This is a genomic window from Planococcus sp. TJ-307 (genome assembly GCF_058268435.1).
The window spans coordinates 1188026-1213771 of the sequence record NZ_JBZDOJ010000001.1 but is presented as its reverse complement, the minus strand read 5'-3'; the positions used below and the strand labels follow the sequence as shown (position 1 = coordinate 1213771).

The window sequence follows — 25746 nt, the reverse complement described above, 5'->3', positions numbered from 1 at the left end:
CTTTTCTATAGAAGTCCAGTCTATTGTAACAAGATTTGGCTAATTTATCAATCGAGCCCATTGCCTAAAAAAAAACAGCTGCCAACCGGCAGCTGTTCGGATTAACGTCTTTTTTGACGATTGCGTAAGAACGTAGGAATATCTAATGCATCATCATTATTTTTTTCCTGTCTTTGCGGTTCCTGATTGTAATAAGGAGGCTGTTCTTCACGACGCTGCTCGTCGCGGCGTTGGTCTTCGCGGCGTGCATCACGGATTGAAGGTGCCGGTGACTGCTGTTGAATCGATTGAACTCGGCTTGAATTCAATCCAGATCCTCTAGGCGTTCTTGGCTGCAACTGCTCTTCATTAAAACCAGTAGCAATAACCGTCACGATAATTTCATCTTTTAGGTTATCGTTGATAACAGATCCGAAAATCATATTTACTTCTTCATCAGATGCTGAAGCTACGATGTCCGCTGCTTCCTGCACTTCATAAAGGCTAAGGTTTGAACCACCTGTGATATTCATTAAGACACCTTTAGCTCCATCAACGGAAACTTCAAGCAATGGACTGGAAACAGCTTTTTTAGCCGCTTCTGAAGCACGGTTTTCTCCTGAAGAAACTCCGATTCCCATCAATGCAGATCCTTTGTTGGACATAATTGTTTTAACATCGGCAAAATCCAAGTTAATCAATCCAGGTACGGCGATCAAATCAGAAATACCAGATACACCTTGGCGAAGCACGTTATCCGCTTCGCGGAATGCTTCAAGCATTGGCGTGTTTTTATCGACGATTTCAAGAAGACGGTCATTTGGAATGACAATCAATGTATCGACAGATTCTTTCATAGTTGAAATACCACCGATTGCCTGTGTAGAACGCTTGCGACCTTCAAAAGTAAATGGACGTGTTACAACGCCTACAGTTAATGCGCCAAGCTCTTTAGCTATTCCAGCAATAACAGGTGCTGCACCAGTACCAGTACCGCCGCCCATTCCAGCAGTGACGAAAACCATATCTGCTCCACGAAGAGCTTCTTCAATCTGCTCTTTGCTTTCTTCTGCCGCTTTTTTCCCTACATCAGGGTTAGCTCCGGCACCAAGTCCACGCGTAAGTTTTCCGCCAATTTGAAGGCGCACTTCCGCTTTAGATAAGTTTAAAGCTTGTGCGTCTGTGTTTACAGCAATAAATTCTACACCCTGTACTCCGTGCTCTATCATTCGGTTAACAGCATTGTTACCGCCGCCGCCTACACCGATAACTTTTATTACGGCCAGTGCGTCAATATTTGTATCAAATTCTAACATTCTTTTTCCTCCTAAAATTGCTTAGCTTTTATTATGCAAGCTAGATACAATGTTGATTTTATTCAAAGAATCGATCAAACATCTTCTTGGCTTTAGTTACAACACCATCGGAATTTTGTTTTGGCTGCTTTTGTTTCTTAGGCTGCTGTACTTCCTGATGCTCAATTTTTGCAGTTCCAGAAACAGCTCCACCATTTCCAACGCGACCATAGAAAACGTCTTCCATGTACGCATATTGGATTAACCCAACAGCTGTCGTGTATTGCGGTTCACGTACTCCAATAAATTCTGGAGTGAACAAACGGACACGTGTCTGCAGAATGTTGCGGGCTAACTCCGGCAAGCCATCTAATTTAGCCATACCACCAGTTAAAACGACTCCTCCTGGCAGGTCTTGGACACCGAGGCGATAAAATTCATCTAAAATCAGTTCGAAAAGTTCTTCCAGGCGAACCCCGATTATTTCAGATATGTATTTTTGGTTATACTGTTCAGTTGAATCCGATCCAATAACCGGAACTTCAAAGACGTCATCTTCTGAAGCATCTTCAAAAAATGCATGGCCATGTTCGAGTTTAATTTTTTCGGCTTGATCTGTCGGTGTCTTTAAAATGATGGACAAATCTTTTGTAACGTGGTCGCCTCCAACTGGAATAACAGAAGAAGCGGTCAAGTGGCCGTCTTGGAAGATGGCAATAGAAGTAGAACCTCCACCGATATCGATACATGCCGTTCCATGATTTTTCTCGTCTTCAGTTAATGCATAGCTTCCTGCAGCAAGCGGCTGGACATATATATCACGAATTTCAAGCCCTGCTCTTTCTACGCAACGCAAGACGTTGTGCAGAATGGTTTTTGAAGTTGTCACCATTGTACCATCCATTTCAAGGCGGATACCAATCATGCCTCGCGGATCTTTGATTTCACCCAAATGATCAACTACGTATTGTTCTGGAATAATGTTGACCAATTCCCGTTCAGGCGGAATTGACATCACTTGAGCCGCTTCCAATACACGATCCAAATCATCATCGGTAATTTCCCGATTTTCGCTGTTTACGGCAACAATTCCTTTGACGGGTTGAAGCACAGCTTTGTTTGCCGGAATTCCAAGAACGACTTCGTGGATTGATTTGCCAATCATGCGCTCTGCTTGATCGACAGCTTTCTTAATGGACTGCACCGTTGCATCTATGTCAACAATCGCACCTTTTTTTATCCCATTAGATTTTACATTCCCGACGCCAATTACATTAAGCGACTTGTTGGCCATTTCCCCGATTAAAACTTTAACGGATGACGAACCGATATCTAGACTTACGTATAATTCTGATTGACTCAATTCGTGGCACCTCCTTATTAAACTGCTGTACTTATATTCTATTGTAAATTATGCACCTTGTCTAAGAAAATCGCAAAACTTAGAAAAATTTCCTTTGATTGTTCAAATTGTTTCTCTAACTTCTTTCTTTTCGGTCCATTTTACTAAAATTATGCGGCGGATGACTGCAATGTTCTGAAACAAACGAACACCGAATGCAAAAATTGCGGCCAAGTACAAATCTACACCTAAATGGACGCCAAGAAAAGCAAGCCCCGCTGCCAAAATAATATTGAAGAAAAACCCGGAAACGAATACTTTGTCATCATATACTTGCTGCAAGTGAGCCCGTATTCCACCGAAAAGAGTATCGAGTGATGCCAGTACTGCAATTGATAAATAATTGGCATACTCAGGCGGAATTTGGATATCCGTAAGAAGTCCAAGCGATATTCCGAGAATCAAACCTAAAATTGACAGCCACATCGCTATTCCTCCTCTGACGCCTGTAAATAATTGGTGTTCACAACGTCATCGTATGCCTCGATCACCAGCTCGTTTGTCGGCTCTGAAATCGTCAAAGTTAAGTTGTCGATATAAAAGTCATCGAGAATACGAGACGCTAATAAATGATTATACAGCTTTTCCGTGTCTTCCATCGAATCAGAAACAATTTTTATTGAAAAAGGCGGCGTATTCACCGGCTTCGCATTCACAGTAGTTTGGCCGTTTATATCCCGAATCGCAGTTGTATTAATGACACGGTTGCCGTCAATGGAAATATAAAGCGCATTATTGCGGTTGATTTCATTGACGAGTCGAACTAGCAAGCTTGGTGAAATCCCTTCAATTTGCAATCCCATCGCAACCGCTTCCAAAGAAGGTTCGACAGAAATTTCAATTCCTGGACCCGTCGTTTCTGACAAACCTGCAGCACTTCTCAGTTCGACAGCAGTTTCCCGCAAAGCTTGTTCCGGACTGGCATCTGAAGCCGCTCCGTATTTCTCCAAGGTATCATCAAGTGATGCTATTTCAGACAAAAGTTGAGAGTGAAGTTGATTTTCTCTGGCCAATTCCTGCCTGATTTCCCATACATCCCGTGTATCGCGGAGATTGGGTTCATTGATTGTATTGTATTGGATCGCTGCCATCAAACCAATGATAAACATAATTGCCGTGAACCGGGTAAGAATCCTTTTCTTCACATGAATTCCCCCTTAATCATGATTCTGTCAGCAAGGCGGGCATCTTGATCAGCTGACCGTCATCCAAGGTCACAATAATATTATCATTGATCAATTGATCCATGATTCCACCTGTCAACTCCATTGAAGAAGTAAGCACGTCTGGCTCCCCAATCGCCTCAATAACAAACGGAGCTGGATATTGTATACCATCTACAGTAATAACCGGCCCCGTACAAACAATATACGAATTTCCATGGATTCGTTGGCCATTAATTGAGATGGCTTGGGCACCAGATATATACAGTTCGTTGATCACTTGAAACACATGGCTTTCGTGAACAATATAATCATTAGGATTAACAGAATCAGGGTTATAGCCGCCATCCTGCAGCGTCACTTTCAAACCGTTTCCCTGAACAGGCACCAGCCCTAAAAATCTTCGCAGCTCTTCTGCTTCGGCAGCGTATTCCGTATACCGATTTTCTCCATCAGCAAAAGATCGTTCGTATTCCTGAACTTCACTTTGTTTCTTCTGCAGCTCGGTTCGCAACTCTTTATTGCGTTCTTGTTGTTCAATTAATTCTTTTCGATTTTGTTCTTCCTCTTCGAAAAATGCGCCTCCAGTAAATTCTTCTGTCTCTTTGTTGGCACTGGATAAACTATAGGAATAGGCCATGATAAAGCCCAATACTAAAAAGACTAATGAAAACACAATGGATTTACTGAAACTTTTTCGGCTATTCTTCTTCGATTGCTTCATCTTCAGCACCTTCCTTTGCAAAACCATAAACATCTGCATAGGAACGGAAAAAGATACCGACTTCCATATCAATTACCCCTTGTTGGCCGTCTTCCAATTGGGCAATGACTGATGGGTAATAATTCATCTTTTCAGCTAAGGTACTTAAAATCCCACGAATTTCGTTTCCGTCATTCATGTACAAAGTGACGTAATCCGCATCTTCTTCTTCCGGATCCAGAATCACTTGTGAAATTAACTGAAGAACTTCAGAATCGATTTGGATTAATTGTTCAATCAGCTTTTCTCGTTTTTCTTCGTTTTCAAAATTTGAGTAAATAGCTCCATCAACATTGGTAACGGGTTGGTCCAGAGCCAGTCCATTCGACAGGACAACCTGATAGCTGTTGCCGCGATCCAGGTAGCCCATCTGAACATATTCCTTTAAGTGGATTTCCACGCCGGTCAACCAGTTCTTTTTGACCGATGCTTCTTCAATCCACTCCAGGTTTTCCAGTTGTTGCGAAATAGCTCTTGCATCAAAAGACCACATCGAGTCGCCGATGTTTAATCCACTTGCTGCCTGGTAGCTTTCCTGGTCAAAAAGGACAGCTCCTTCAATAGTGATGGTTTGAATTTCACTGTACCTCGACTGGCTGTATAAAAGTACGGCAAGCAAAGTAAGAAAAATGAACAGCAGCGCCACGAACTTGCGATTGGTTCTTTTTTGCCGGCGCTCTCGTAGCGTCGGGATGCGTTCTTCGATGTCAATCACTTTGTCCATAATTGCTGCTCCTTATCTTTTATTCGTTTGCTTCCGTCATTTGCTGAACTGCGGTAATAAAAGCATCTCCGCGAATTTCAAAACTTTCGTATTGATCCCAACTTGCACATGCAGGTGACAACAAAATGGTATCACCACTGCCTGACTGCTTAATGGCCTTTTCAACTGCGTCGTCCATTAGCCCCGCTTGTACAATTGTCGGCACGCCACAATCTTTCGCAAATGCTGTAAATCGCTGTGCCATTTCTCCAAAAGTAATCAAGGCTTTCACACGGTCCATATACGGACGAATTTCTTCCAGGGAATGTTGGCGATCTAATCCACCTGCCAACAAAATAATATTCTCAGGAAAAGCTTCAAGCGCACTCTTTGTAGCTAAAGCATTAGTTGCCTTTGAATCGTTATAGAATTTACGGCCTTCCCACTCCACAATAAATTGAGAGCGATGTTTAACACCTGTAAATGAAGTCAAAACACGGATGACAGTTTCTTTCGTTCCACCTAAGATCAAGGTCGCTGCTGTAGCGGAAAGAATGTTTTCTAGGTTGTGTTGACCACCTAATATAATTTGTGAACGTTCAATCAATTTCTCGCCCTGCCAGTAAACAAACTCATTGTCTGCACTAATGCTGGTAGCTGTCCGGCCTTTCAGTGTAAACGGCACAAGCTTGGCTTTGCAGCTTTTCGCATGTTCCACCAATAGTGGTTGATCTGCATTGTAAATAAAGTAGTCTTCTTCTGTCTGATTTTCAGTCAGCTTCATTTTGGAAGCGCGATAATCTTCAATGGTTCCGTGATAATCCAAATGAGCTTCGTATATGTTTGTAATGATCGCAATTTCAGGACGAAAATCCGCAGTTCCTTTTAGTTGGAATGATGACAATTCAGTCACGATAACATTTTTGGCTTTCGCTTTTTCCGCAACTCCACTTGCGACCGTTCCGATATTTCCAGCAATCAACGGACTTTTGTTGTCTTGGTTGAGCATGTGGAACAATAATGTCGTAGTAGTCGTTTTTCCGTTTGATCCCGTAATCCCGATAAATGGCGCTTCGCTGATCAAATAAGCGAGTTCAATTTCAGTCCATACCGGGATATTCTTTTCAATAGCCGATTCAATCAACACATTGCTATAGGGAATTCCCGGATTTTTAACAACCAGTTCAAAGCCTTCTTCCAGAAGATCTTCAGGGTGCCTGCCGCAAATCACGGTAACGCCCATATTCAGCAATTCCTGTGCCTCTGGATTTTCTTCAAAAGGCTTGGAATCATTTACCGTAACAAATGCTCCAAGTTTGTGAAGAATACGGGCAGCAGTAAAACCACTTTTCGCCAGCCCCAAAACCAGTATTTTCTTTTGATATAATTGTGGCGCCTCTTTCATTTACATTACCTCCAAAAAGACTGCGATTGCCGCACTAATAAGACCAACTGACCAAAAAACAAGGACTACCTTCCATTCTGACCAACCGCTCAATTCGAAATGATGATGAATCGGACTCATTTTAAAAATCCGTTTTTGGCGCAGCTTAAAGCTGCCCACTTGCAAAATAACAGAAGCTGTCTCGAGAACAAATACCAGTCCAATCAACAGCAGCAACAATTCTTGTTTCAATAAGATGGACACCATTGCAAGTGCCCCACCCAAAGCCAGTGAGCCCGTATCGCCCATAAAAACTTTGGCAGGGTATTTGTTGAAAATCAAAAATCCGAGCAGTCCGCCGGTAACAGAAAAAGTGAAAATGGCGATTCCGATTTCATCTTGGTAAATCGCCAACATACCAAATGCCGCAAAAGCGATAGATGCTGTTCCTGCTACCAAGCCGTCAAGCCCGTCCGTTAAATTGACTGCATTTGAAAAACCAACCAGCCAAAAGACAATAAAGAACACATAAAGCCATGACAATTCAAGTGAAACATCTGTAAACGGAATAGAAACGCCTGTTTCAAAATCAATGCTACTCAAAACGGCGAATGAAATGACCGCGATAACAATTTGAGCAATCAATTTTTGCAAGGAAGTCAATCCAAGGTTTCGCTTTACTACCACTTTGATAAAATCATCCAAAAAGCCGATCAATCCGTATCCGAAAAGAACCAATAACAATATGAGGACTTTTGCGGTCAACAGCTCGGCGTACCAAGCAACACCCAGTACAGTAACAATGATGGAAATTAAGAAAACCAGGCCGCCCATAGTAGGGGTGCCGGTTTTCTTCATATGTGATTGGGGTCCTTCTTCACGGATGCTTTGGCCAAACTTCATTCGTTTCAACAAAGGAATAAAGAGTGGCATTAGCACGACCGTTAGCAGTAAAGCAATTACAAGACCCATTATTAGATATACGTTCATTTAGAGAGCTCCTTTAAACACGAGATTACTCGGTTGTTTCTGTTTCTATTTCTGTTTCTATTTCTGTTTCTATTTCTGTTTCTATTTCAAGTTCCAAATCCGTTTCTGCCCTGTCAGTATCAGGTCCAACGTCTTCTAAAGCTTCCTGATCAGCTTGCTGTTGTTCTTGTTCTTCAGCAGCTGCTTGCGCAGGATAATAAATCTCTGGGGGATGAAGTTCAATCACCACTGACTCATTATCCGCTATCACTTCGCCTTCTGCAACGCTTTGCGTCATCACATAGCCCTGTCCTGCAATTTCCAGTGTCAAACCACTCAATGATTGGTAAGCCAGCAGTTCGCGTTTGGACCACCCTGTAAAATCAGGAAGACTTGTTTTTCCAGCAGATTTAAGAATAACCCGTCCGCCATCAAGTATAGTATTGCCAGCCTCGGGATATTGAGCAGCCACTTCGTCCCCATCGCCTATCATAACAGCTTCGAGACCTAGCGCAGATAAAGCTTCAGCTGCATCCGCAGGCGTTTGGCCAGTATAATCTTCAACAGGCATCGTTGTTGCCTCAGCCATATTTTCCGGCTGGATGTTCATATGCTTTAATCCATTTTCCATGACAGAAGTAAAAATTTTTGAAACAGGTACGGATCCGTATTCATCAGCTGGCAGATTTGGCTGCTGTACACCAATATAAATCAACAGTTCTGGATCATCGGCGGGAGCCATTCCAAGGAACGAAAACAAGTAATTATTGCTGCCTTGGAGGTAACCGCCGCCTTCTTTTGGAATTTGAGCAGTACCTGTCTTGCCAGCCGTCGTATAGTCTTGTAAAGCAAATCCGCGGGCTGAACCAACTTCAGACGTGACAGTTGAAGCCAATATTTCTTTTACTTTATCTGCAGTCTCTGCAGATATAGGCTGCCCTGCTTCTTCAGGCTCACTTTTAACAGACACTTCTCCGGTGTCAGCATTTTTAATCTGGTCAATAACGTACGGCTTCATCATCACACCCTTATTTGCAATTGCAGAGGCAGCTTGGATCAGTTGAATTGGCGTTACCGTCGAACCTTGTCCATACGCTGTAGTTAATTTATTAATCGGGTATTGATTGAGAATGGTACCCGATGCTTCTTGCGGCAAATCAATTCCAGTCTGTTCACCAAAACCAAAGGCATCAACATACGTCATGAATGTATCTGCACCTAGGCGTTCCAATAAATAGGCCATCGAGACATTGGATGATCGTTGAAAACCTTCTAGATAAGAAATCGTTCCCCAGCCTCGTCCACTGTTGTGGTCACCGATTGTACTGTCCAACAGCGAATATGTACCAGACTTGTACGTAGCATTAGGATCCCATTTGCCTTCTTCGACTGCTGCCGCCAATGTAAACATCTTCATTGGGGAACCCGGTTCAATTGTTAACTGAATGCTTTCGTTCAACCAATTTTCGGACAGGCCTTCACGTGTATTCGGATTGAATGTCGGTCGTTGTGACATTGCCAGAATTTCGCCTGTCTTCGGATCAGCAATAACGGCAATCATACGTGTCGGATCATATTCTTCTTGAACACTGGACATCGCATCTTCTAGAAAATTTTGCAAAGTTTTGTCCAATGTCAGCTGGACATCTGAGCCATCTACAGCCGGAGTGACTGCAGATTCGCTGTTTGGCAGCAAAAAGCCCCATTTATCTGTATCAAACTCTATTTTGCCATTTTGGCCAGTCAAAACATCGTTGTGTATAGATTCGAGTCCCATTCTGCCGGTCGTTCTCGTCTCGCCATCTTCTAACTCTTCTTTCATGGCATAGCCCACAAGGTGGGAAGCAAATACGCCATTAGGATAAAGCCGTTTTAAATCACGCACGAATAATAAACCCGGTATTTCTTCTTCTTGCATTTCCAGCATAAGCGTATGGCTGATTTCGCGTCCGGCAGAACCAAATTCCACTTGATACCGGTCATTTTCAATACCTGTCTGAAGTGTTTCCAAAATACTTTCTTCAGAAGCATCTAAATAACCCGATAGCTTAGCTGCTGTTTCTTCCACATCCACTACATGCCGCGGATCGCTTGCTTTTTGAGTAGCAGATTCATCAAGCACAGCAACCAGTTTATATGTCAGTGTATCCTCAGCGATCACTTCTCCGCTGCGATCAAGAATGCGTCCACGCTCGGCAGTCAATACTTCTTCCTGGCTGTATTTAGCCGCAGCTCTGGCAGCGAGTTCTTGTCCTTCCACTTCTCCCGTGGCTTGTATGGTCACAATTCTAGTCAATAAAAGGAAAAAGAGCCCTGCAAATAACAAAAACAGCAGAAAGGCTCCCCCTTGAAATCGAAACTTTTTTTTCATTGTCCAGGCACTACCTTTACATTTTGCTCATTTAATTTTAGGCCAAGTTCTTTTGCTTTTGACCAAATGCGCTCATATGAAGACAGTTCGCTCACCTGTACAGACAAGTCTGTATTTTGCTTCGTTATTTCATTGACTGATTGTTCAATTGTTTGAATTTCTTGAGTAGAAGCTTGAATCGTCGATTGATTCTGCAGAACCAATAACGCACATAAGATACAGACTGCTACGAAAGATAAATACAATATTTTTTCGCCCTTAGTAATTAAGCCTTTTTTTCTTGCCGGCTGCCGACTCGGATTTTGAGGAACGGCCGGCTGTTGGATGTAGGTTTCAGTTCTTGCATTCAACGCCATCTGAACACGTCCTTACTCGTTTATTTTTTCTGCAATCCGCAGCTTAGCGGATCTTGACCGGTTATTATGTGCCAGCTCTTCTTCTGAAGGCAGGATTGGTTTTCTTGTAATTAGTTTTAATATAGGCTCCATGCCATCCGGGATTACCGGTAAATTCGGAGGCAGTTCCGGAAGCGATGAAGATTCTTTGAATATTGCTTTGCAAAGCCGATCTTCAAGTGAATGGAAAGTGATGACACTAATTCTTCCACCGATTGCCAAAACATCGATTGCATCCTGCAAGGATGTCTCTGCCGCACCAAGTTCATCATTTACAGCGATTCGAATCGCTTGAAATACTCGCTTGGCCGGGTGGCCGCCTTTTCGGCGGGCAAAAGCAGGAATGCCATCTTTGATGCATTCAACCAGCTGCCCTGTCGTTTCAATGGGATGTTTTTCTCTTGCCGCTTCGATTTTTCGAACGATTTGTTTCGAAAACTTTTCTTCGCCATAGCGGTAAAAAATTCGGACTAAATCTTCGAATGACCATTCATTCACGACATGATAGGCACTTAACTCAGCACTTTGGTCCATCCGCATATCCAGCGGTGCATCGTTATGATAGCTGAAACCGCGTTCAGGTGTGTCCAGTTGTGGAGAAGAAACACCCAAGTCGTATAAAATGCCATCGACTTTCCTTACTCCGTGAACTTCAAGTTCTTCTTTTAAAAATTTAAAGTTAGCATGGATAAACGTAATTCTATGTAAGTAATCTTGTAGTTTTTCTTTTGCATGAGCTATTGCCGTCGCGTCTTGGTCAAAACAATATAAATGACCTTCATCAGATAATTGCTGAACCAAATATTCACTGTGCCCTGCTCCGCCCAGCGTACAATCTACATATATGCCGTCAGGACGAATGTTCAGACCATCGACAGTTTCATGCAGTAAAACCGTGGTGTGATTGAACAATCCATTCCCCCCGTTCACTTCTAAAAGTCAAAATCAGATAAATTTTCCGCAATTTCATTAAAAGAATCTTCAGATGCTGCAAAATAGCTTTCCCATGAATCTTTAGCCCATATTTCAAAGCGGTTGGACACCCCTAAAATGACACATTCTTTTTCAAGTTTCGCATAAGAAATTAACGTCGTCGGTATATTGACGCGCCCCTGCTTATCAAGTTCCACTTCTGTGGCACCTGAGAAAAAGAAACGAGTGAAAGCACGAGCGTCTTTCTTAGTAACTGGAAGCTCTTTCAGTTTTTCTTCAATTTTCTGCCATTCTTCCATCGTGTAGCCAAACAAGCATTGATCCAGGCCTCGAGTAATGACAAAATGTTCACCCAGCAGTTCACGAAACTTAGCCGGAACAATTAACCGTCCCTTTGCATCAACGCTATGTTGATATTCGCCCATGAACATGCCCTTCACCCCACTTATTGTAATAAATGTACCACAATCCCCCACTTGTCACCACTTGTTTTTGAAATATTTCAAGTTTGTTGCAATAAAATATCTCAACAAGTTATTTTGACATAAAAAAAGCCTGCATATGCAGGCTTTTACCATTTATAACCAAATTATTTTGTGGTTTTTGTCATATTTCAAAGGCAGTCTCAAAAGATCTTTTACAAGGTCCGGACCATACTGATTCATGTAAATAAAAGGGCTGTAGATGCGTTCCTGGAAACCGCCGTTCGGCAGCAATTCATTTTCGATGGAATCGTAGTGCCCGAACTCGATGCTGTTTTGAAGCATCACTTCATCCTGCAACTTATTTTTCAGAAAACTTAGCTGTTTAACATGCAACTGGAGGTTTTTTTCAACAAGCGGTGAAAGCCCTTTGCTGATGGAAGAAAATTGCTGATGAATTTTCTCGTAAGCTGATTCTAACTGGTGCTGAATACTGCCAATTAATGCCTCAGCTTCCTGTTCCCGAATTGACTCCATCAATTCATTTCTCAGCAACGTAACTCGATGTTCATTTACTATAGTTGAAAAATCCAAGTCGTATTTTTCCAGCAATCGTTGCGTTTGGCGGTTAACCAATGTCAGGCTAAGGCGCGGCATTACTACTGGGAGTTCCATGCCAACCAATTTAAATGCGTCTTTAAGCGCTGCCCAATAAGCAATTTCACCGGGACCTCCAACGAAGGCTAGGACGGGGAATACCATTTCCTGCATCATCGGCCGCGTCACCACATTGTTGCTAAGGAGTTCCGGATTTGTTTTGGCAATTTCGAGAAGTTGTTCTTTGGTATAACGGATAGCACCATTGTTGACCACAAAATCCGTGCCATTACGTTCCAACAGCAACCGTTCGCCTTTTATTGTGATGAACAGATTGGCTGCATTTCTTTCCGCACCAATTACCGCAGCGTAACCATCTTTTAACAGCAATTGTTCGGTTGAAACAACCGTTTCTGCAATGTCTTCTGCTCGTTCGATCATTTCCATAAAATACGGAGATTCGTATTGGCGAAATTCTTTGTCTGCTGCGTCAATATACAGCAACCCTTCTTCCTCGAAAAAGTAATGAAGAAGCGAAGCGAAGAAATCAGTGTAGGACAGAGATTTTTCCAACAGGCCAAAAGCCAAATCGTGAATTTCTTTTGAATGTTCCGTTTCAGGCAAGCTCCGGAAATATTCTTCCAAGAAAGAGGCAATCTTGGCTTGGTTTAGCGTTGCCGAAGATGCTGAGTTTTTGCCATATTCGGTATGTGGGATGTTCAGTTTATCCACCCGGCCATTTACTTCCCGGTAAAGATGGCTGATTTCAGCTAAATCGTGATCTTCACCGGCAATCCAAAAAACTGGAACAACTTTAGTATTCAGTTGCTCAGCGGCTTGCTTAGCCAAGATGATCACGGATATGGCTTTATGTACCGTATACAATGGACCTGTCAGCAATCCGGCCTGCTGACCTGTCACAACAACTGGTGCACCTTCTTCAAAACTTTTTAAATTGTCTTCCGCAGCATGGGACAATCCATGATTTTTCATATAGTTACGCAGTATGCCGGCCACTTGTGGACGGTTAACTGTGTGGTCTTGAAGTTTCAGCAAACGTTCTTCAAATGAAGCTGGCTCCGGGTCATATGAAAAATAGTTGTGGATGGCCGATTTGCCATTTATATAATCACTCATCAATTTACTGGCTGGTTCTACATATTGTTCCTCTAGCTTCATGAAAAAAAGTCCCCTTTTTACTTTACATTTAAAATCTACTATAGCAAACGCATCTCCCAATGAAAAAAAATACGCCTGCTAAATTGATTTAATAATCACAGTCACCAGTCCCACAAGCCAGACAAGGGCATAGACAGAGGACAATACCAGAAAGTATGTTCTCCATAGTTTACGGAAAAAAGGTATGATTTCAATTTCTTTGGCCGTTCTCCATTCAATAATTAATAAGACGATTGCCAATACAAGCGCGACAAAATAAATTACAGAGGAAACCGAATACCCCCATAAGATTTCTACTGATGCCGGTACGGAGAAAAACAGCAAAAATGTAGTAATATCAGATGCCACACCAAGCGCTTTTTTATTTTTGAGCTTTAATGAAATAAAGTAAACAATGATGAAAAGAAGAAAAGGAATATAAAGAAACACAGCTCCAATAGTTTGTAATAATGTCATTTTCCTACCTCGACTGTTTTTAAAAGATGATAGAAAGCTTTAAATAGGGGCAATTCAAGATTTGATCGGTTTAACACATATAACATCAATCCGTCTATTTCCATCGCATCGCCTGCCTGTCGATCTGCAAACATTGCAGACATTCTATCAGGCTCAGCTGCACAGAAAGCGGCAACCTTTTCGATTGGCTGCAATGACTCAATTTCTGGAAACGCCAAATACAATTCATTGTAAAGAGTTCGGAACAATTCATAAGCATGCGGGTTCGTGACCAATTCCCCATTCCGAATTCTCATCATGGCCGTTAAGGGATCAATCAAGCTCCCGAACAATAGCCTCTCGAAAAGCGGTTCTTCGATGTTATCTGCCCATAGACTTTTCCAAGCTGTTGTTTCCAGAAGCAGCTGGAATTCCTCGGCATTCCCTTTAACCAATCCTAAAGTCATATGTGGAGTACTAGTAAAGCTAATTTTGTTGCCGCTCAGTTTAACACAGTCTGTTTCCAGAATTGCAGCAGCAATATGGCGGTGAGCTAAGGTTCTCGCTTTTTCTAAAAATAACATGCCCTGCTGCAGAAAAATAATTTTGTTGCTGGGGCATCGAATCTTCAAAAGCCTTAAGATTGGCGGCATCTCTTCGTAATTCACCGTCAAAATAACATAAGCATCTGGAGAAATTTGTTCAATATCCGTATAGGCTTTCACGCGTTGGCGATTTTCGCCGTATATAATTCCTTGCTCGTTAATTAAGGCGGCTTGTCCTTCATGCTGTGCAACGATTTGCACTTCATGGCCCGCTTTTTTCAAAAGATAGGCTGGCAGCAATCCATTGGCGCCAGCTCCGATAATTGCATACTTCACGGAATCACTCCTTACAGTGCCACAATTTTTTCTTAAAAAAGAAGCCTGCCCATATTAGGCAGACTTCCAATAATAACTTTTATTATACAGGATAAATCGGATGTTTTCGATATGGCATTGGCAAATCTTTTGTTTCATAAAAAGAAAGACGCTGCGAAAGCACAGAACGCAATTGATGAGGCGCCACAATTTCATCAACAATCAATTCAGATGCCAAACGATAAATATCAATTTCTTCTTTGTACTCCTGGTGCTTTTGCTGCACATACTGAAGGCGTTCTTTCGGATCTTCGATCGCTTCAATTTTATTTGAATAAACTGCGTTCACTGCCGCCTCAGGGCCCATTACGGCGATTTGCGCTGTCGGCAGGGCAATACAGACATCCGGCTCGAATGCAGGGCCTGCCATTGCGTAGAGACCGGCTCCATAGGCCTTGCGGACGATAACCGAGATTTTAGGTACCGTTGCCGAACTCATGGCTGCAATAAATTTGGCTCCGTGGCGGATTATGCCGGCACGTTCAACTTTGGTTCCGATCATAAAGCCTGGAACGTCGGCCAAAAACAGCAACGGAATCGAAAAAGCATCGCAGAGATTGATGAATTTCGCGCCCTTATCAGCTGAGTCACCAAACAGCACGCCGCCTTTGACTTTTGGCTGATTGGCCAGAATGCCGACTACTTGGCCATCGATACGGGCAATACCCGTAATCAATTCTCCAGCAAAAAGCTTTTTGATATCAAAGAAGCTGCCTTCATCGACCAATTGGTCGATCAGTTCATACATATCAAAAGGTGCATTTTGATTTTCTGGAATAATCGCTTCCAGTGAACGTCCGGCTTTCGCCGCTTTCGCCTCAATTTTTTCTGGCTTCATAGCAAAGTTGGATGGGAAATTCAGCAAATAGCGGCGTGCTTCTGAGATAGCTTCTTCTTCTGTAGCAACCAGCACATCACCAACACCGCTGACGGTACAATGCATGCGGGCTCCGCCCATTTCTTCCAATGTAACTTTTTCACCAATGACTTTTTCTGCCATGCGAGGTGAACCGAGGTACATCGAAGCATTGCCTTCCACCATGATGACAATGTCACAGAAAGCAGGAATATAAGCTCCGCCTGCAGCAGATGGACCGAACAACAAGCAGACTTGCGGTACCATCCCTGACATTCTCACTTGATTGTGAAAAATCTTGCCGGCTCCTCGCCGATTTGGAAACATATCGAGCTGGTCAGTAATCCGGGCTCCAGCAGAATCAACCAAAAACAGCATCGGCACTTGCATTTTTTCAGCTGTTTCCTGGATGCGGATAATTTTTTCAACGGTGCGTGAACCCCATGACCCTGCTTTGACTGTTGAATCATTGGCCATTACACAAACCGTTTCGCCATTCACTTTGCCGATCGCCGTAACAACGCCATCAGCAGGAAGATCTTCTGCTTCAACATTGGCAAAGCGCCCATCTTCCGCGTAGTTTTCATCATCGAACAATAATTTCAAACGGTCACGGACAAACAATTTATTGCTTTCTTTCATTTTCTCGTGGTATTTTTGCTGTCCCCCAGCAAAAATTTTTGCGAGCTTTTGTTCCAAGCGATCATTGTACCCCGTTGTTTCAGTGGTTTTTGTCATTTCATCGTCCCCTTTGCTTGAAATCGATTATTCCCCGACAGTCAACAGCAGATCGCCTTCATTTACAAAACCGCCGACTTCCACATGTACTTTTTCCACTTTGCCGCCAAATTCAGCTTCTACTGGAATTTCCATTTTCATTGATTCAATTGTCAAAACAGCCTGTCCGGGTGTTACAGCTTCCCCTTCTGCTGCTAGTACATTCAATACAGTTCCTGCCATAGACGCTCTTAATTCTTTCATAATGTGTATTCCTCCTTCGTTTTTTCCATCCACAGCGGCAATACCGCTGTGGCGTAATCACCTGATATAAATTCTTCTGATCTGATAAATTCTTTGAATAAGGGAATATTGGTTTTTACCCCTTCAATTATAGCCTTATTGAAAAACGTCTGTGACTTGGACAGTGCATCAACACGATCGGAACCGCATATAATAATTTTTGAAATCATCGGATCATAAAAAGGCGTCACTAAATTGCCTTCTTCGTAACCGGTCTCGATGCGCGCACCATCTCCCCAGCGAAGCTTTTCAAGTTTGCCAGGAGAAGGGAAAAAGGTTTTTGGATCTTCCGCATAAATGCGGTACTCAATCGCATGCCCTTTGGTCTCTATCGTCTCCTGAGCAGGCAATGCTCCTCCGCCAGCGACAATCAGCTGCCATTCCACCAAATCCAGCCCCGTCACTTCTTCTGTAACCGGATGCTCTACCTGCAGACGCGTGTTCATTTCCAGGAAATAAAATTCATTGTTTGGACTCACGATAAATTCCACCGTGCCGGCATTTGTATAGCCAACGGCTCTTCCGGCCTGCAATGCTGCTTCGCAAAGACGTTCGCGTACATCCTGCGGCAAGTTGGGTGAAGGCGATTCTTCAATTACTTTCTGGTTGCGGCGCTGAACCGAACAGTTTCGTTCATACAAATGAACCAAATTGCCTTGATGATCACCAAAAATTTGTACTTCAATGTGGCGAGCATCTGCGATAAATTTTTCCAAGTAAACAATGTCGTCGCCAAAATAAGCTTTGGCCCGATTCTTAACAGAAGCAAACTGTTGAGTGAGCGCTTGCTCACTTTCACAGCGCACCATGCCGATGCCGCCACCGCCTGCACTCGCTTTCAGCATTAATGGATAGCCAATGGCTTCCGCCTCCTGTAAGGCTTCTTCAAGTGTCGCCACACCTTCTTCTGTTCCAGGAACTACAGGCACCCCTGCCTGGATCATCGTTCTTCGGGACTCAATTTTGTCTCCCATTTTTTCGATAATATCGCTCGAAGGTCCAATAAAGACCATTCCGGCATCTGTCACGCGTCGAGCAAAATCAGCATTCTCCGATAGCAAGCCATATCCGGGATGGATGGCGTCCACTTCGTGTTTTTTAGCTTCTTCAATAATTTTTTCAATTTGCAAGTAAGACTGTACGACCGGATTGGGACCGATCAGCACAGCTTCGGTTGCTTCATTGACGTAAGGCAGATCCCCATCTGCCTCGGAATGAATGGCAACCGTTTCGATTCCAAGACGCTCACATGTCCGAATAATTCGGCGTGCGATTTCGCCCCGGTTCGCAATCAGGATTTTTTTCATATTTGAAATACCCCCTATGTTTTCTCCCTTCTATAGCATATACGAATTTTGTAAGCGATTTCAACTATTCATTAAAATATTTCTTTTCAAAGTAAATTGAATAGCCGAATACTCTTGCCCTCATTGCTTTGGGCGCGGCTCACACCAAAAATTTGAAGCAACCAAAGTCTCTTCGCTCCGTACAGCCGAACGGGTTTCCGTACTGTTTGTTTCTGCTGCTCCAATAAAAAAGAAACCCCTCCGAAAAGGGATTTCATTTTTTGGATTTGTTAAGAAAATTGTCGACTGCATCGTGATGGGCATCTTTTTCCCATAGAATGGCGCATCTTCTGACTTCCTGTTCGACACGATCCTGTAAATTGGTTATGCGCCATTTGCGGATGGCCATTTCCTTGTAGGCGCGGTGAACATCCGGATGGATTTTTTTCATCGATTCAAAAAACACTTCAAGGTCCTGCTCATTATGGACGACGGCGGAAACCCAGCCCAACTCTTCCAGCTCATTTACGGTATACACTTTCGCTTCACTAAGCATTTTCAAAGCTCTGTCGTGCTGTAAAGTCTCCAAAAGATAAGTACCGCCCCCCCAACCGCTAGTGATGGCGAGGGTGCCTTGAATAAAGCCGCATTTCGCATGATCCCATACAAGCCTGTAATCGCACGCTGTAGCGATTTCACAACCACCGCCGACAGCAGCGCCATTGACTACCGCTACAACCGGTACAGGCAGTGTTTTGATTGAATACAGCACATCACTCATTCGTTTCAGCATTCCATAGGCTTGTTCTTCTGTCCGAAGCGCATGAAACACCGAAAGATCGCCTCCTGAACAAAAAGCTTGCTTGCCGGTTGCTGTAATAATAACCAACTGGATAGAAGGATCCTGTGCTTTGTGCACCAACTCTTCAAGCCCCTCCGTCACTTCACTGTTTACCGCGTTGCGGATATGGGGCCGGTTAATGGTAAATGTCATAATGCCATCCTTAAGATCAATCGAATAAGACAAGAAAATCCCTCTTTTCAACCGAATTACTGCAGACAGTGCAGTTCCGCTGCTTATTTATATCCAGAGAAAAAGGCTATCGAGAGCCATGGCCTCTCAATAGCCTTTCAGCAGCAAATACTGTTTTATTTGCTTGCTACTACTTCTTTACCTTTGTACGATCCACATGCTTTGCAGACGTGGTGAGCCAATTTACTTTCGCCACAGCTTGGGCAAATTACCATGCCCGGCACTGACAATTTAAAATGTGTACGGCGTTTTCTTTTAGCGGTTTTGGACGTTCTTCTAGCTGGTACAGCCATTGGTGACACCTCCTTACACTAATTCTATTCATCTGACTGATCAAAATACTTTGCTAAATCAGCAAGTCTTGGATCTGGTTTTGGTGGTGCCGCTTCTTTCTCGGCTTCGTACTCTTCGTCTGTTGAATACGACCAGTCATTTCCGCCTTTGATAACGGATTGATCGGCGTCTTCCTTAAACACCTGTATCGGTATCTGCAGCAAAATTAGTTCTTCCAGTATCGGCTGAAGATCAATGATCTCCGTCTCTACTGCGTGAACATCACTAAGCTTGTCTTCTCCGGCCTCTTCAGACCAATCAAAGACTTCGACCGAGTCGACATTAATCGGAAACTCAACATCCTCCCAAGTTCTGGCACAAGGCAGCGTGAGCATGCCTTCGAGATGGAGTTGGCACGTTAATTGTTGCGAACCAATTGTGCAATGCCCTGTAACATGTACAGGTGAAATTTCCCGAATATCGCTATTCCGTGATTTCACTGCATCCAAATGAACCATTTGGTCAATTGGCAGTCCGTCTCTGCGATGCTTTTGAAGCTGTTGAATCGCTATTTTCATAAGTAATCACCTCAAGACAACAAAGTTGATTATATAATGCACAGAAAAAGATGTCAAGAAAAAATCTTGTCACTCTATTTCAAACATCGGTATACTAGATTTAATTCTACCAAAGAGGTGAGCAGATTGAAAGCTGTAGGAATTATAGTTGAGTACAACCCATTCCACAATGGGCATCTTCACCACGCAAAACAGGCGCGTGATGAGTCCGGTGCAGATCTCGTCATTGCCGTTATGAGCGGACAGTTTCTGCAGCGCGGGGAACCAGCCTTTGCAGATAAATGGGCACGGACACAAATGGCATTGGATGCCGGAATTGACTTGGTAATTGAACTTCCTTATGTTTATGCGACGGCTCAAGCATCCGATTTTGCTAAAGGCGGAATTGCATTGCTTCATGCACTCGGCTGCTCTTCTTTCTGTTTTGGCAGTGAACAAGGATCAATTACACCTTTCCTGAACTCCCGCCAGCTCTTGACCGAGCAAGCAGCTGAATACCAGCACCTCATCCACGAGGCTGTCCAAACGGGCATCAGCTATCCGAAAGCTCTAAACACTGCTTACAAGGCTTTGACGGCTGATCGGGAAGGCTTTGCTGATTTGGCGCAGCCGAACAATATTTTAGGATTTCATTATTTGGAAGCCGCACAACGCCTTGGTTCTGCTATGCAGCCGCTGACAATTCAACGAATTGGCGCCAATTACCATGACTCAATCCAAGCAGGGCTGCCGATTGCCAGCGCCACCGGAATTCGGGAAGCTTTTTTTAAAGGAGATTCTGTTGAACAGTTGTCGCCTTACATGCCACAAACGTCAATCGCAACATTGAAGCAAATTGAAAATGATTGTGGCACTTTCGGCAGCTGGGAAGCATTTTATGCGTTGCTGCGATTTACTATTTTACGGGATGGCCCAGAGCGGCTGAAACAGTATGCCGAAGTAACCGAAGGCATCGAGAATTTGATTTATCAGTCAGCAAAAACGGCAGACAGCTTTGAATCTTTCATCACGCTTGTCAAATCAAAACGCTTTACAAGAACCCGCATCCAGCGAATGCTGACACATATTTTTACAGGATTTACATGGCAAAGCCTGCGTTCATTCAAAGGTCCAGAATATATTAGACTTCTTGGCATGTCTGACAAAGGAAGACTTTATTTAAAGCACATAAAAAAGAACATCGCGCTTCCCCTAGTGAGCCGCGCAGCTGATCTGGACGGCCCGATGGGGAAACTTGATATTCATGCCACTGCCATGTACTTGCAAGGTGTGGGTTGCATGGATTTGAAAAAAGAATTTGCCACCCCGCCGATTTACCGGGGCTGAAGCTCGTCTAAAAATGTCAATGCGTCTTCGATGGTATCTACTGGAACAATTTCCATCGCCGTACCGATTTTTTCCGCAGTTTCAACGGCAATTGCGTAATTGCTATCGCCGCCACCATCCACTGCTTCATTTGGCGCAAAGAAAATATCGATGTCTGCAGAATCGGCCGCCATGATTTTTTGGTCAATGCCCCCGATTCTTCCTACAGATCCATCGCTCTCCATCGTTCCGGTGCCGGCGATATTGTAGCCTTTTGTAATGTCTTCATCCACCAATTGATTGAGAATTTCGAGCGTGAACATCAAACCCGCTGACGGCCCGCCGATGGCATCAGAATCGATGTCTACTTCAGGTGTCGTTTCAATGCTTTTGTCTTCCACAAAAGAAATTCCTAATCCTATCCGATCAGGATCCGTCGGCAATGGTGCCAATTCAATGTCCGTGCTGATTTCGCGATCTTCGCGTTCATAAAGTACCTCTACTAATTGTCCAGCCTCTTTATCACTTAAATAATCAATAAGCTCCTGCATTTCGGTAAAATTATTGCCATCTACTGCCAAAACCCGATCGCCAGGCGACAAAATGCCGTCTGCGGCTCCACCCGGCGAAATATTTAGAACAAAGACGCCATTATTGTTAATTTCAAATGGCAGCTCCGCCTGTTCGAAAGCAATTTGCAAAGCATTGACTTGCGAATCCGACATGAGTTTCAACTGGCGCACATTGTATTCTTCGTCACTTTCATGAGGACTTCGGACCTGTTCCGGAGGCAAGATTTTATAACCGTCCTGAAATTGGGACCACACGTACAGCGCAGGCGTAGCTGTCAGCATCGAAACCGTCATCAAGCTGAGAGTCCCTGCATCATCCTCATCACCGCCCGCTACTTCAACCAGTGGCGATAGCTCATATGCACCGCCCGGTCTTGTAATATAAGCGTCTAATTGATAAGAGGACAGAAAAACTACAAGCGCCATAACAATGACGAAAATAACTAATCGTTTGTTTTTCATGCAGCTCTTCCTTTCTATGGATCAAATCGTCAGTTTATTGGATCTCCATAAGAAAAAGCCACGAAGTTCGTGACTTACTGAAATTTTAAATAAAGTGCTTTTTCAACAGCCTCGGGAACCAGGCCAGTAATATTGCCTTTGTATTTCGCAACTTCTTTAACAATGCTCGAGCTTAGGAATGAATACTGGTTATTTGAAACCATGAATAAAGTTTCAATGTCTTCGTTTAAAAAACGGTTCATCGAGGTAATCTGCATCTCGTATTCAAAATCACTGACTGCACGCAATCCACGGATAATGGCGTTCGCTTTTACTTCTACTGAATAATCTATCAGCAAACCGGAAAATGAATCCACTTGGACGTTTGGAATGGATTGTGTTACTTCCGCTATTAGCTGCATGCGTTCATCGACATTAAACAACGGATTTTTAGATGAATTATTCATGACCACTACTTTCACTTCATCGAAAATCTTTGATGCTCGCTTGATGATATCCAGGTGTCCCATCGTAATCGGGTCAAAACTCCCTGGAACTACGGCAATTTTAGTCAATGTGTTCTCCTTCTTCCCCCTGATAACGGTAAATTGAAATAATGGTGCTGCCGTAAAGCTCTTTTTTGTACCGCTCAAAATACTTGGTTCGATCTGGAAGCTCTACATTCCGTTCATGTTCACAGACTATAATGGCATCTTTTGTGACAATTTCCAATTCTCCTGCTTTGTCCATTAGGTCGTAGAGCTTCACCAAATGATACGGCGGATCCAAAAAAAGAAGCCTTGCCTGTATCCCATTTTTCTTAATTGCTTTAATTGCACGCTCCGCATCCGCCCGGTACACTTCTGCACGATCCGTCAAGCGTGTTTTTTCCAAATTCGCCTGAATCGTTTCGACGGCGCGTTTGTCTTTATCGGTAAAAATGACTTGATCAATTCCACGGCTTAGAGCTTCGATGCCCAACCCGCCGCTGCCTGCAAATAAATCCAAAGCGTAGCCGCCATCAAAAAAAGGGCCAATCATATTAAAAATGGATTCCTTTACTTTGTCTGTGGTCGGTCTGGTTGAATTGCCAGGTACCGCCTTTAACGGAATCCCTTTAACTGAGCCTGCTACTACACGCATATTATCGCCTCTAACTTAAATGATTTTCTTGATGCATTTTTAGTGCATAATGGTAAAATGAAGACTGGAAAGGACGTGACCCGATGATTCAACGTTTTATTGAACTTGGTGAAGGATACGGAGACATTTACGAACTCCGCGAACTCATCAACAGCAACCAGCAGCGCTTTATGCATGGATTCGTTTTTGTTTCCACAAACCCAAAGGGACAAGAGGTACTATCCATCGCAGCTGTATTTAAACCGGCATCTGAAGGCAATTTCATGCCAATTTATCTTTGCCGTGAAGGAATTCCACTTGATTCCAAACGTTTGGACATTTTTGAGCAGACCGTTTCAGAACTTGGCCATAGCCCAATCAAAATGAAAGTCAAACACTCATCTGTGTATGCAGATAGAAAATTCTACCATAGCCACTTGATCTCGGTATTAAGATTGAATCATTACATTCCGCCAATGCAATAATTAAAGACCGATTTTGTAATCGTACTCTTTTGCTTTATCAGGCTTGGCGTTTTCATATTCTGTTTTCAGCAATGGACGATAAGATTCGAGCACTTGTTTTACATATGGCAGTTTGTTTAATTTCGTTTTGGTCGTTTCAATGGCATCCTGATCCATATAGAGGACAACGTATTTCAATTTGCGGGAAATATAATGGACATGCCCAAACTTCCGCAGCGATTTAGCTTGTTTCAAATGATGCACATAGACAATGAGGCCTTGGCGATCATGCATAAGTATCCCTCTTTTCTTAGCTTCTAGAATACCATAGGAAAGAAAAAAGCCGCAACCGAATAAACTGACAGTACAGCATGCAATTCGCTATACTGTTTTTATTACAGAATTTCAGGGAGGTCACACAAGGTATGGGGAAAAAGACAAAAATCGGAATAGCAGCTGCTGCTGTCGGCGCGGCTGCCTGGGCAGGATCGAAAGCTTTGGCAACTCCACAGCTGCGTCCGGCTAAAGAAGTATTGAATTATGAACGCCCAATCGTTCTTGCACATCGTGGCGGCGCCAAATTGGCACCGGAAAATACTTGGGCTGCGTTTAACAAGTCCGCTGAACTGGGTGTACACGGTTTTGAAATTGACATCCGCATGACGAAAGACGAAGAAATTCTTGTTTTTCATGACGAATACATCGACCGGACTACAGATGGAGCCGGCAGAGTGGCAGATATGGGACTGGCTCAGTTGAAAGCCTTTGATCTCGGCTATCATTTTATCGACTTAGATGGCAAGCATTCATTCCGCGGCAAAAATGAACAGGTTGTACTGCTCCGTGAATTGATGGAGAAGTTCCCGCAGATGTATATCAATATTGATATTAAAGACGATCCAGAGACGTATGAAGGCAGCTTGGTCCCTTCCAAACTGTGGCGCTTGATTGACTCACTTGGAGTACAGGACCGGGTAGCTGTCACTTCGTTTTACGACGAACAAATCGATCGTTTCAATTTATATGCCCAAAATCGTGTGGCAATTGGCGCAGGCGAAAACGAAGTCCGTAAAGCCTTTGCATCGTTCAATAGCCAATTTGGCCATTTGTATCAGCCGCGTGCAGATGTATTTCAAATTCCCGTGAAGTCCTCCGTGTTTCGTTTGGACTCTCCCCGCTTTATCGCATTCTTGGGGAACTTAAACATCCCCGTGCATTATTGGGTCATTGATGAAGCAGATGCAATGCGCACATTAATTGATTCAGGAGCAAAAGGCATTATCACCGACAGACCTGATCTTGCCGTCGCACTCATTTCAGAAATGGAAGAATAACGTATATAAAAAAAGTGCAACGCAAGCGTTGCACTTTTTTTATGGAGCTATTTAGAATTAACCGGTCAAGCTGAACAAGAACATCCGCCGCCTGTGCCGCAACTGCCGCCACAGGAAGAATCCGATGAGAAGAATGGATTGGAAGAAGGAATCTTTACTGCTTCCGATACCGATCGACCAAGGATAAAACTTACTTGGTCCATCAAATCCTGCAATTCATTTTCCATCAAACGCAGATTGGCTATTTTTTCGTTGAGGTCCAAGCGCCGTTTGTCCACACGGATTTGTTTCATCACCCGCGAGTATTCTGGATGGTATTTGCCAAAGCGCTGAACTTCTTCATATTGGTCTTTTAATCTGGCGAAAGCATGGATCTCGTCCGCAAGTATTTTATCGTTATAGACAGAGGCATATGCTTCTCTGTAAAGATCAGCCTGCTCTGATTGTAGGATCATGTCACTTAGCTCGTCCGCAAAGTCAGTGATTTCAGCCCATTCATAGGTCATAATCATAGCATTTCCTCCTTTACGCTTTAATCATAGCAGATTTTTT

29 protein-coding genes are annotated in these 25746 nt (G+C 43.4%); 3 read left to right on the top strand and 26 right to left on the bottom strand.

Translation table 11 applies throughout. The annotated features are described in order from the left end of the window. Positions 1-101 precede the first annotated feature (101 nt). The 21 genes from ftsZ to AC4EHK_RS05760 all read right to left on the bottom strand — a co-directional run bounded on the left by ftsZ (position 102) and on the right by AC4EHK_RS05760 (position 19956). Positions 102-1295, bottom strand: a complete 1194-nt coding sequence (gene ftsZ, locus AC4EHK_RS05860) for a cell division protein FtsZ (RefSeq protein WP_006828828.1) — start codon at positions 1293-1295, stop codon at positions 102-104. Between the two features lie 58 nt (positions 1296-1353). After that, positions 1354-2637 (bottom strand): cell division protein FtsA, encoded by a 1284-nt coding sequence (gene ftsA, locus AC4EHK_RS05855; RefSeq protein ID WP_490977844.1) that lies wholly within the window; start codon positions 2635-2637, stop codon positions 1354-1356. A gap of 102 nt (positions 2638-2739) precedes the next feature. Continuing rightward, positions 2740-3102, bottom strand: a complete 363-nt coding sequence (locus AC4EHK_RS05850; protein ID WP_490977843.1) for a small basic family protein — start codon at positions 3100-3102, stop codon at positions 2740-2742. Positions 3103-3104: 2 nt separating this feature from the next. Then, entirely contained in the window at positions 3105-3821 is a 717-nt protein-coding gene (locus tag AC4EHK_RS05845) for a DUF881 domain-containing protein (RefSeq protein ID WP_490977842.1), read from the bottom strand. 16 nt (positions 3822-3837) lie between these two features. After that, positions 3838-4563, bottom strand: coding sequence for a DUF881 domain-containing protein (locus tag AC4EHK_RS05840; RefSeq protein WP_490977841.1), 726 nt, complete (start codon positions 4561-4563; stop codon positions 3838-3840). Beyond that, the gene (locus AC4EHK_RS05835) at positions 4541-5326 is read right to left on the bottom strand and encodes a cell division protein FtsQ/DivIB (protein ID WP_490977840.1); all 786 of its coding nucleotides are present in this window, start codon (positions 5324-5326) and stop codon (positions 4541-4543) included. Before AC4EHK_RS05835 ends, AC4EHK_RS05840 begins: the two co-directional genes overlap by 23 nt. Positions 5327-5345: 19 nt before the next feature. Beyond that, positions 5346-6710: a UDP-N-acetylmuramoyl-L-alanine--D-glutamate ligase gene (gene murD / locus AC4EHK_RS05830; RefSeq protein ID WP_490977839.1), complete on the bottom strand. Its 1365-nt coding sequence runs from the start codon at positions 6708-6710 to the stop codon at positions 5346-5348. Continuing rightward, the gene (gene mraY / locus AC4EHK_RS05825) at positions 6711-7679 is read right to left on the bottom strand and encodes a phospho-N-acetylmuramoyl-pentapeptide-transferase (RefSeq protein WP_490977838.1); all 969 of its coding nucleotides are present in this window, start codon (positions 7677-7679) and stop codon (positions 6711-6713) included. Positions 7680-7704: 25 nt separating this feature from the next. Beyond that, complete coding sequence (locus tag AC4EHK_RS05820; RefSeq protein ID WP_490977837.1) at positions 7705-10029, bottom strand: penicillin-binding protein; 2325 nt, start codon at positions 10027-10029, stop codon at positions 7705-7707. Beyond that, on the bottom strand, positions 10026-10385 hold the full coding sequence (ftsL, locus tag AC4EHK_RS05815; protein ID WP_490977836.1) for a cell division protein FtsL: 360 nt from the start codon (positions 10383-10385) through the stop codon (positions 10026-10028). Before ftsL ends, AC4EHK_RS05820 begins: the two co-directional genes overlap by 4 nt. 12 nt (positions 10386-10397) lie before the next feature. Next, a complete protein-coding gene (gene rsmH, locus AC4EHK_RS05810; RefSeq protein WP_490977835.1) occupies positions 10398-11336 on the bottom strand; it encodes a 16S rRNA (cytosine(1402)-N(4))-methyltransferase RsmH in 939 nt (312 codons plus the stop codon). A 20-nt stretch (positions 11337-11356) separates the two neighbouring features. Continuing rightward, complete coding sequence (gene mraZ / locus AC4EHK_RS05805; protein ID WP_490977834.1) at positions 11357-11788, bottom strand: division/cell wall cluster transcriptional repressor MraZ; 432 nt, start codon at positions 11786-11788, stop codon at positions 11357-11359. Positions 11789-11935: 147 nt separating this feature from the next. Further along, complete coding sequence (gene bshC / locus AC4EHK_RS05800) at positions 11936-13555, bottom strand: bacillithiol biosynthesis cysteine-adding enzyme BshC (protein WP_490977833.1); 1620 nt, start codon at positions 13553-13555, stop codon at positions 11936-11938. Positions 13556-13633: 78 nt separating this feature from the next. Beyond that, positions 13634-14011: a DUF3397 family protein gene (locus AC4EHK_RS05795; RefSeq protein WP_490977832.1), complete on the bottom strand. Its 378-nt coding sequence runs from the start codon at positions 14009-14011 to the stop codon at positions 13634-13636. Then, entirely contained in the window at positions 14008-14871 is an 864-nt protein-coding gene (locus AC4EHK_RS05790) for a ketopantoate reductase family protein (RefSeq protein WP_490977831.1), read from the bottom strand. The genes AC4EHK_RS05795 and AC4EHK_RS05790 overlap by 4 nt, the downstream gene beginning before the upstream one ends. 82 nt (positions 14872-14953) lie before the next feature. Continuing rightward, positions 14954-16504, bottom strand: a complete 1551-nt coding sequence (locus tag AC4EHK_RS05785) for an acyl-CoA carboxylase subunit beta (RefSeq protein WP_490977830.1) — start codon at positions 16502-16504, stop codon at positions 14954-14956. Positions 16505-16531: 27 nt separating this feature from the next. Then, the gene (locus AC4EHK_RS05780; RefSeq protein WP_490977829.1) at positions 16532-16747 is read right to left on the bottom strand and encodes a biotin/lipoyl-containing protein; all 216 of its coding nucleotides are present in this window, start codon (positions 16745-16747) and stop codon (positions 16532-16534) included. Beyond that, positions 16744-18093 carry an acetyl-CoA carboxylase biotin carboxylase subunit gene (locus tag AC4EHK_RS05775; protein ID WP_490977828.1) on the bottom strand — a complete coding sequence of 450 codons (1350 nt, stop codon included), beginning with the start codon at positions 18091-18093 and terminating at the stop codon, positions 16744-16746. Before AC4EHK_RS05775 ends, AC4EHK_RS05780 begins: the two co-directional genes overlap by 4 nt. A gap of 253 nt (positions 18094-18346) precedes the next feature. After that, the gene (locus tag AC4EHK_RS05770; RefSeq protein WP_490977827.1) at positions 18347-19099 is read right to left on the bottom strand and encodes an enoyl-CoA hydratase/isomerase family protein; all 753 of its coding nucleotides are present in this window, start codon (positions 19097-19099) and stop codon (positions 18347-18349) included. Between the two features lie 122 nt (positions 19100-19221). After that, positions 19222-19398, bottom strand: coding sequence for a 50S ribosomal protein L32 (gene rpmF, locus AC4EHK_RS05765; protein ID WP_006828847.1), 177 nt, complete (start codon positions 19396-19398; stop codon positions 19222-19224). 24 nt (positions 19399-19422) lie between these two features. Next, a complete protein-coding gene (locus tag AC4EHK_RS05760; RefSeq protein WP_490977826.1) occupies positions 19423-19956 on the bottom strand; it encodes a YceD family protein in 534 nt (177 codons plus the stop codon). Positions 19957-20082: 126 nt separating this feature from the next. Here AC4EHK_RS05760 and AC4EHK_RS05755 point away from each other — a divergent pair, with 126 nt between their 5' ends. After that, positions 20083-21282, top strand: a complete 1200-nt coding sequence (locus AC4EHK_RS05755) for a nucleotidyltransferase (RefSeq protein ID WP_490977825.1) — start codon at positions 20083-20085, stop codon at positions 21280-21282. Here AC4EHK_RS05755 and AC4EHK_RS05750 read toward each other — a convergent pair. The 3 genes from AC4EHK_RS05750 to rsmD all read right to left on the bottom strand — a co-directional run bounded on the left by AC4EHK_RS05750 (position 21270) and on the right by rsmD (position 23417). Next, complete coding sequence (locus AC4EHK_RS05750) at positions 21270-22295, bottom strand: SepM family pheromone-processing serine protease (protein ID WP_490977824.1); 1026 nt, start codon at positions 22293-22295, stop codon at positions 21270-21272. The two genes, AC4EHK_RS05755 and AC4EHK_RS05750, sit on opposite strands and share 13 nt — an antisense overlap. Positions 22296-22369: 74 nt before the next feature. Continuing rightward, on the bottom strand, positions 22370-22849 hold the full coding sequence (gene coaD, locus AC4EHK_RS05745) for a pantetheine-phosphate adenylyltransferase (protein WP_490977823.1): 480 nt from the start codon (positions 22847-22849) through the stop codon (positions 22370-22372). Further along, positions 22842-23417 carry a 16S rRNA (guanine(966)-N(2))-methyltransferase RsmD gene (gene rsmD / locus AC4EHK_RS05740; protein WP_490977822.1) on the bottom strand — a complete coding sequence of 192 codons (576 nt, stop codon included), beginning with the start codon at positions 23415-23417 and terminating at the stop codon, positions 22842-22844. The genes coaD and rsmD overlap by 8 nt, the downstream gene beginning before the upstream one ends. Before the next feature lie 83 nt (positions 23418-23500). Between rsmD and AC4EHK_RS05735 the strand changes: the two genes are divergently transcribed. After that, positions 23501-23881, top strand: a complete 381-nt coding sequence (locus AC4EHK_RS05735) for a DUF7147 family protein (RefSeq protein WP_490977821.1) — start codon at positions 23501-23503, stop codon at positions 23879-23881. On the opposite strand, the gene AC4EHK_RS05730 is transcribed toward AC4EHK_RS05735, so the two are convergent. Beyond that, complete coding sequence (locus tag AC4EHK_RS05730; protein ID WP_490977820.1) at positions 23882-24154, bottom strand: YlbG family protein; 273 nt, start codon at positions 24152-24154, stop codon at positions 23882-23884. 131 nt (positions 24155-24285) lie between these two features. On the opposite strand from AC4EHK_RS05730, the gene AC4EHK_RS05725 reads away from it, so the two are divergent. Then, entirely contained in the window at positions 24286-25194 is a 909-nt protein-coding gene (locus AC4EHK_RS05725; RefSeq protein WP_490977819.1) for a glycerophosphodiester phosphodiesterase family protein, read from the top strand. A 65-nt stretch (positions 25195-25259) separates the two neighbouring features. Here the strand turns inward: AC4EHK_RS05725 and AC4EHK_RS05720 are convergent, their stop codons facing one another. Further along, complete coding sequence (locus AC4EHK_RS05720; protein ID WP_490977818.1) at positions 25260-25706, bottom strand: YlbF/YmcA family competence regulator; 447 nt, start codon at positions 25704-25706, stop codon at positions 25260-25262. Between the last annotated feature and the right edge of the window lie 40 nt (positions 25707-25746).

Excerpts from the sequence above, each read along its gene's own strand:
- ftsZ (WP_006828828.1), bottom strand. The coding sequence starts at position 1,295 with ATGTTAGAATTTGATACAAATATTGACGCACTGGCCGTAATAAAAGTT.
- AC4EHK_RS05850 (WP_490977843.1), bottom strand. The coding sequence starts at position 3,102 with ATGTGGCTGTCAATTTTAGGTTTGATTCTCGGAATATCGCTTGGACTT.
- AC4EHK_RS05840 (WP_490977841.1), bottom strand. The coding sequence starts at position 4,563 with ATGAAGCAATCGAAGAAGAATAGCCGAAAAAGTTTCAGTAAATCCATT.
- AC4EHK_RS05835 (WP_490977840.1), bottom strand. The coding sequence starts at position 5,326 with ATGGACAAAGTGATTGACATCGAAGAACGCATCCCGACGCTACGAGAG.
- murD (WP_490977839.1), bottom strand. The coding sequence starts at position 6,710 with ATGAAAGAGGCGCCACAATTATATCAAAAGAAAATACTGGTTTTGGGG.
- mraY (WP_490977838.1), bottom strand. The coding sequence starts at position 7,679 with ATGAACGTATATCTAATAATGGGTCTTGTAATTGCTTTACTGCTAACG.
- AC4EHK_RS05820 (WP_490977837.1), bottom strand. The coding sequence starts at position 10,029 with ATGAAAAAAAAGTTTCGATTTCAAGGGGGAGCCTTTCTGCTGTTTTTG.
- ftsL (WP_490977836.1), bottom strand. The coding sequence starts at position 10,385 with ATGGCGTTGAATGCAAGAACTGAAACCTACATCCAACAGCCGGCCGTT.
- mraZ (WP_490977834.1), bottom strand. The coding sequence starts at position 11,788 with ATGTTCATGGGCGAATATCAACATAGCGTTGATGCAAAGGGACGGTTA.
- bshC (WP_490977833.1), bottom strand. The coding sequence starts at position 13,555 with ATGAAGCTAGAGGAACAATATGTAGAACCAGCCAGTAAATTGATGAGT.
- AC4EHK_RS05795 (WP_490977832.1), bottom strand. The coding sequence starts at position 14,011 with ATGACATTATTACAAACTATTGGAGCTGTGTTTCTTTATATTCCTTTT.
- AC4EHK_RS05785 (WP_490977830.1), bottom strand. The coding sequence starts at position 16,504 with ATGACAAAAACCACTGAAACAACGGGGTACAATGATCGCTTGGAACAA.
- AC4EHK_RS05780 (WP_490977829.1), bottom strand. The coding sequence starts at position 16,747 with ATGAAAGAATTAAGAGCGTCTATGGCAGGAACTGTATTGAATGTACTA.
- AC4EHK_RS05775 (WP_490977828.1), bottom strand. The coding sequence starts at position 18,093 with ATGAAAAAAATCCTGATTGCGAACCGGGGCGAAATCGCACGCCGAATT.
- rpmF (WP_006828847.1), bottom strand. The coding sequence starts at position 19,398 with ATGGCTGTACCAGCTAGAAGAACGTCCAAAACCGCTAAAAGAAAACGC.
- AC4EHK_RS05760 (WP_490977826.1), bottom strand. The coding sequence starts at position 19,956 with ATGAAAATAGCGATTCAACAGCTTCAAAAGCATCGCAGAGACGGACTG.
- AC4EHK_RS05750 (WP_490977824.1), bottom strand. The coding sequence starts at position 22,295 with ATGAAAAACAAACGATTAGTTATTTTCGTCATTGTTATGGCGCTTGTA.
- rsmD (WP_490977822.1), bottom strand. The coding sequence starts at position 23,417 with ATGCGTGTAGTAGCAGGCTCAGTTAAAGGGATTCCGTTAAAGGCGGTA.
- AC4EHK_RS05735 (WP_490977821.1), top strand. The coding sequence starts at position 23,501 with ATGATTCAACGTTTTATTGAACTTGGTGAAGGATACGGAGACATTTAC.
- AC4EHK_RS05730 (WP_490977820.1), bottom strand. The coding sequence starts at position 24,154 with ATGCATGATCGCCAAGGCCTCATTGTCTATGTGCATCATTTGAAACAA.
- AC4EHK_RS05725 (WP_490977819.1), top strand. The coding sequence starts at position 24,286 with ATGGGGAAAAAGACAAAAATCGGAATAGCAGCTGCTGCTGTCGGCGCG.
- AC4EHK_RS05720 (WP_490977818.1), bottom strand. The coding sequence starts at position 25,706 with ATGATTATGACCTATGAATGGGCTGAAATCACTGACTTTGCGGACGAG.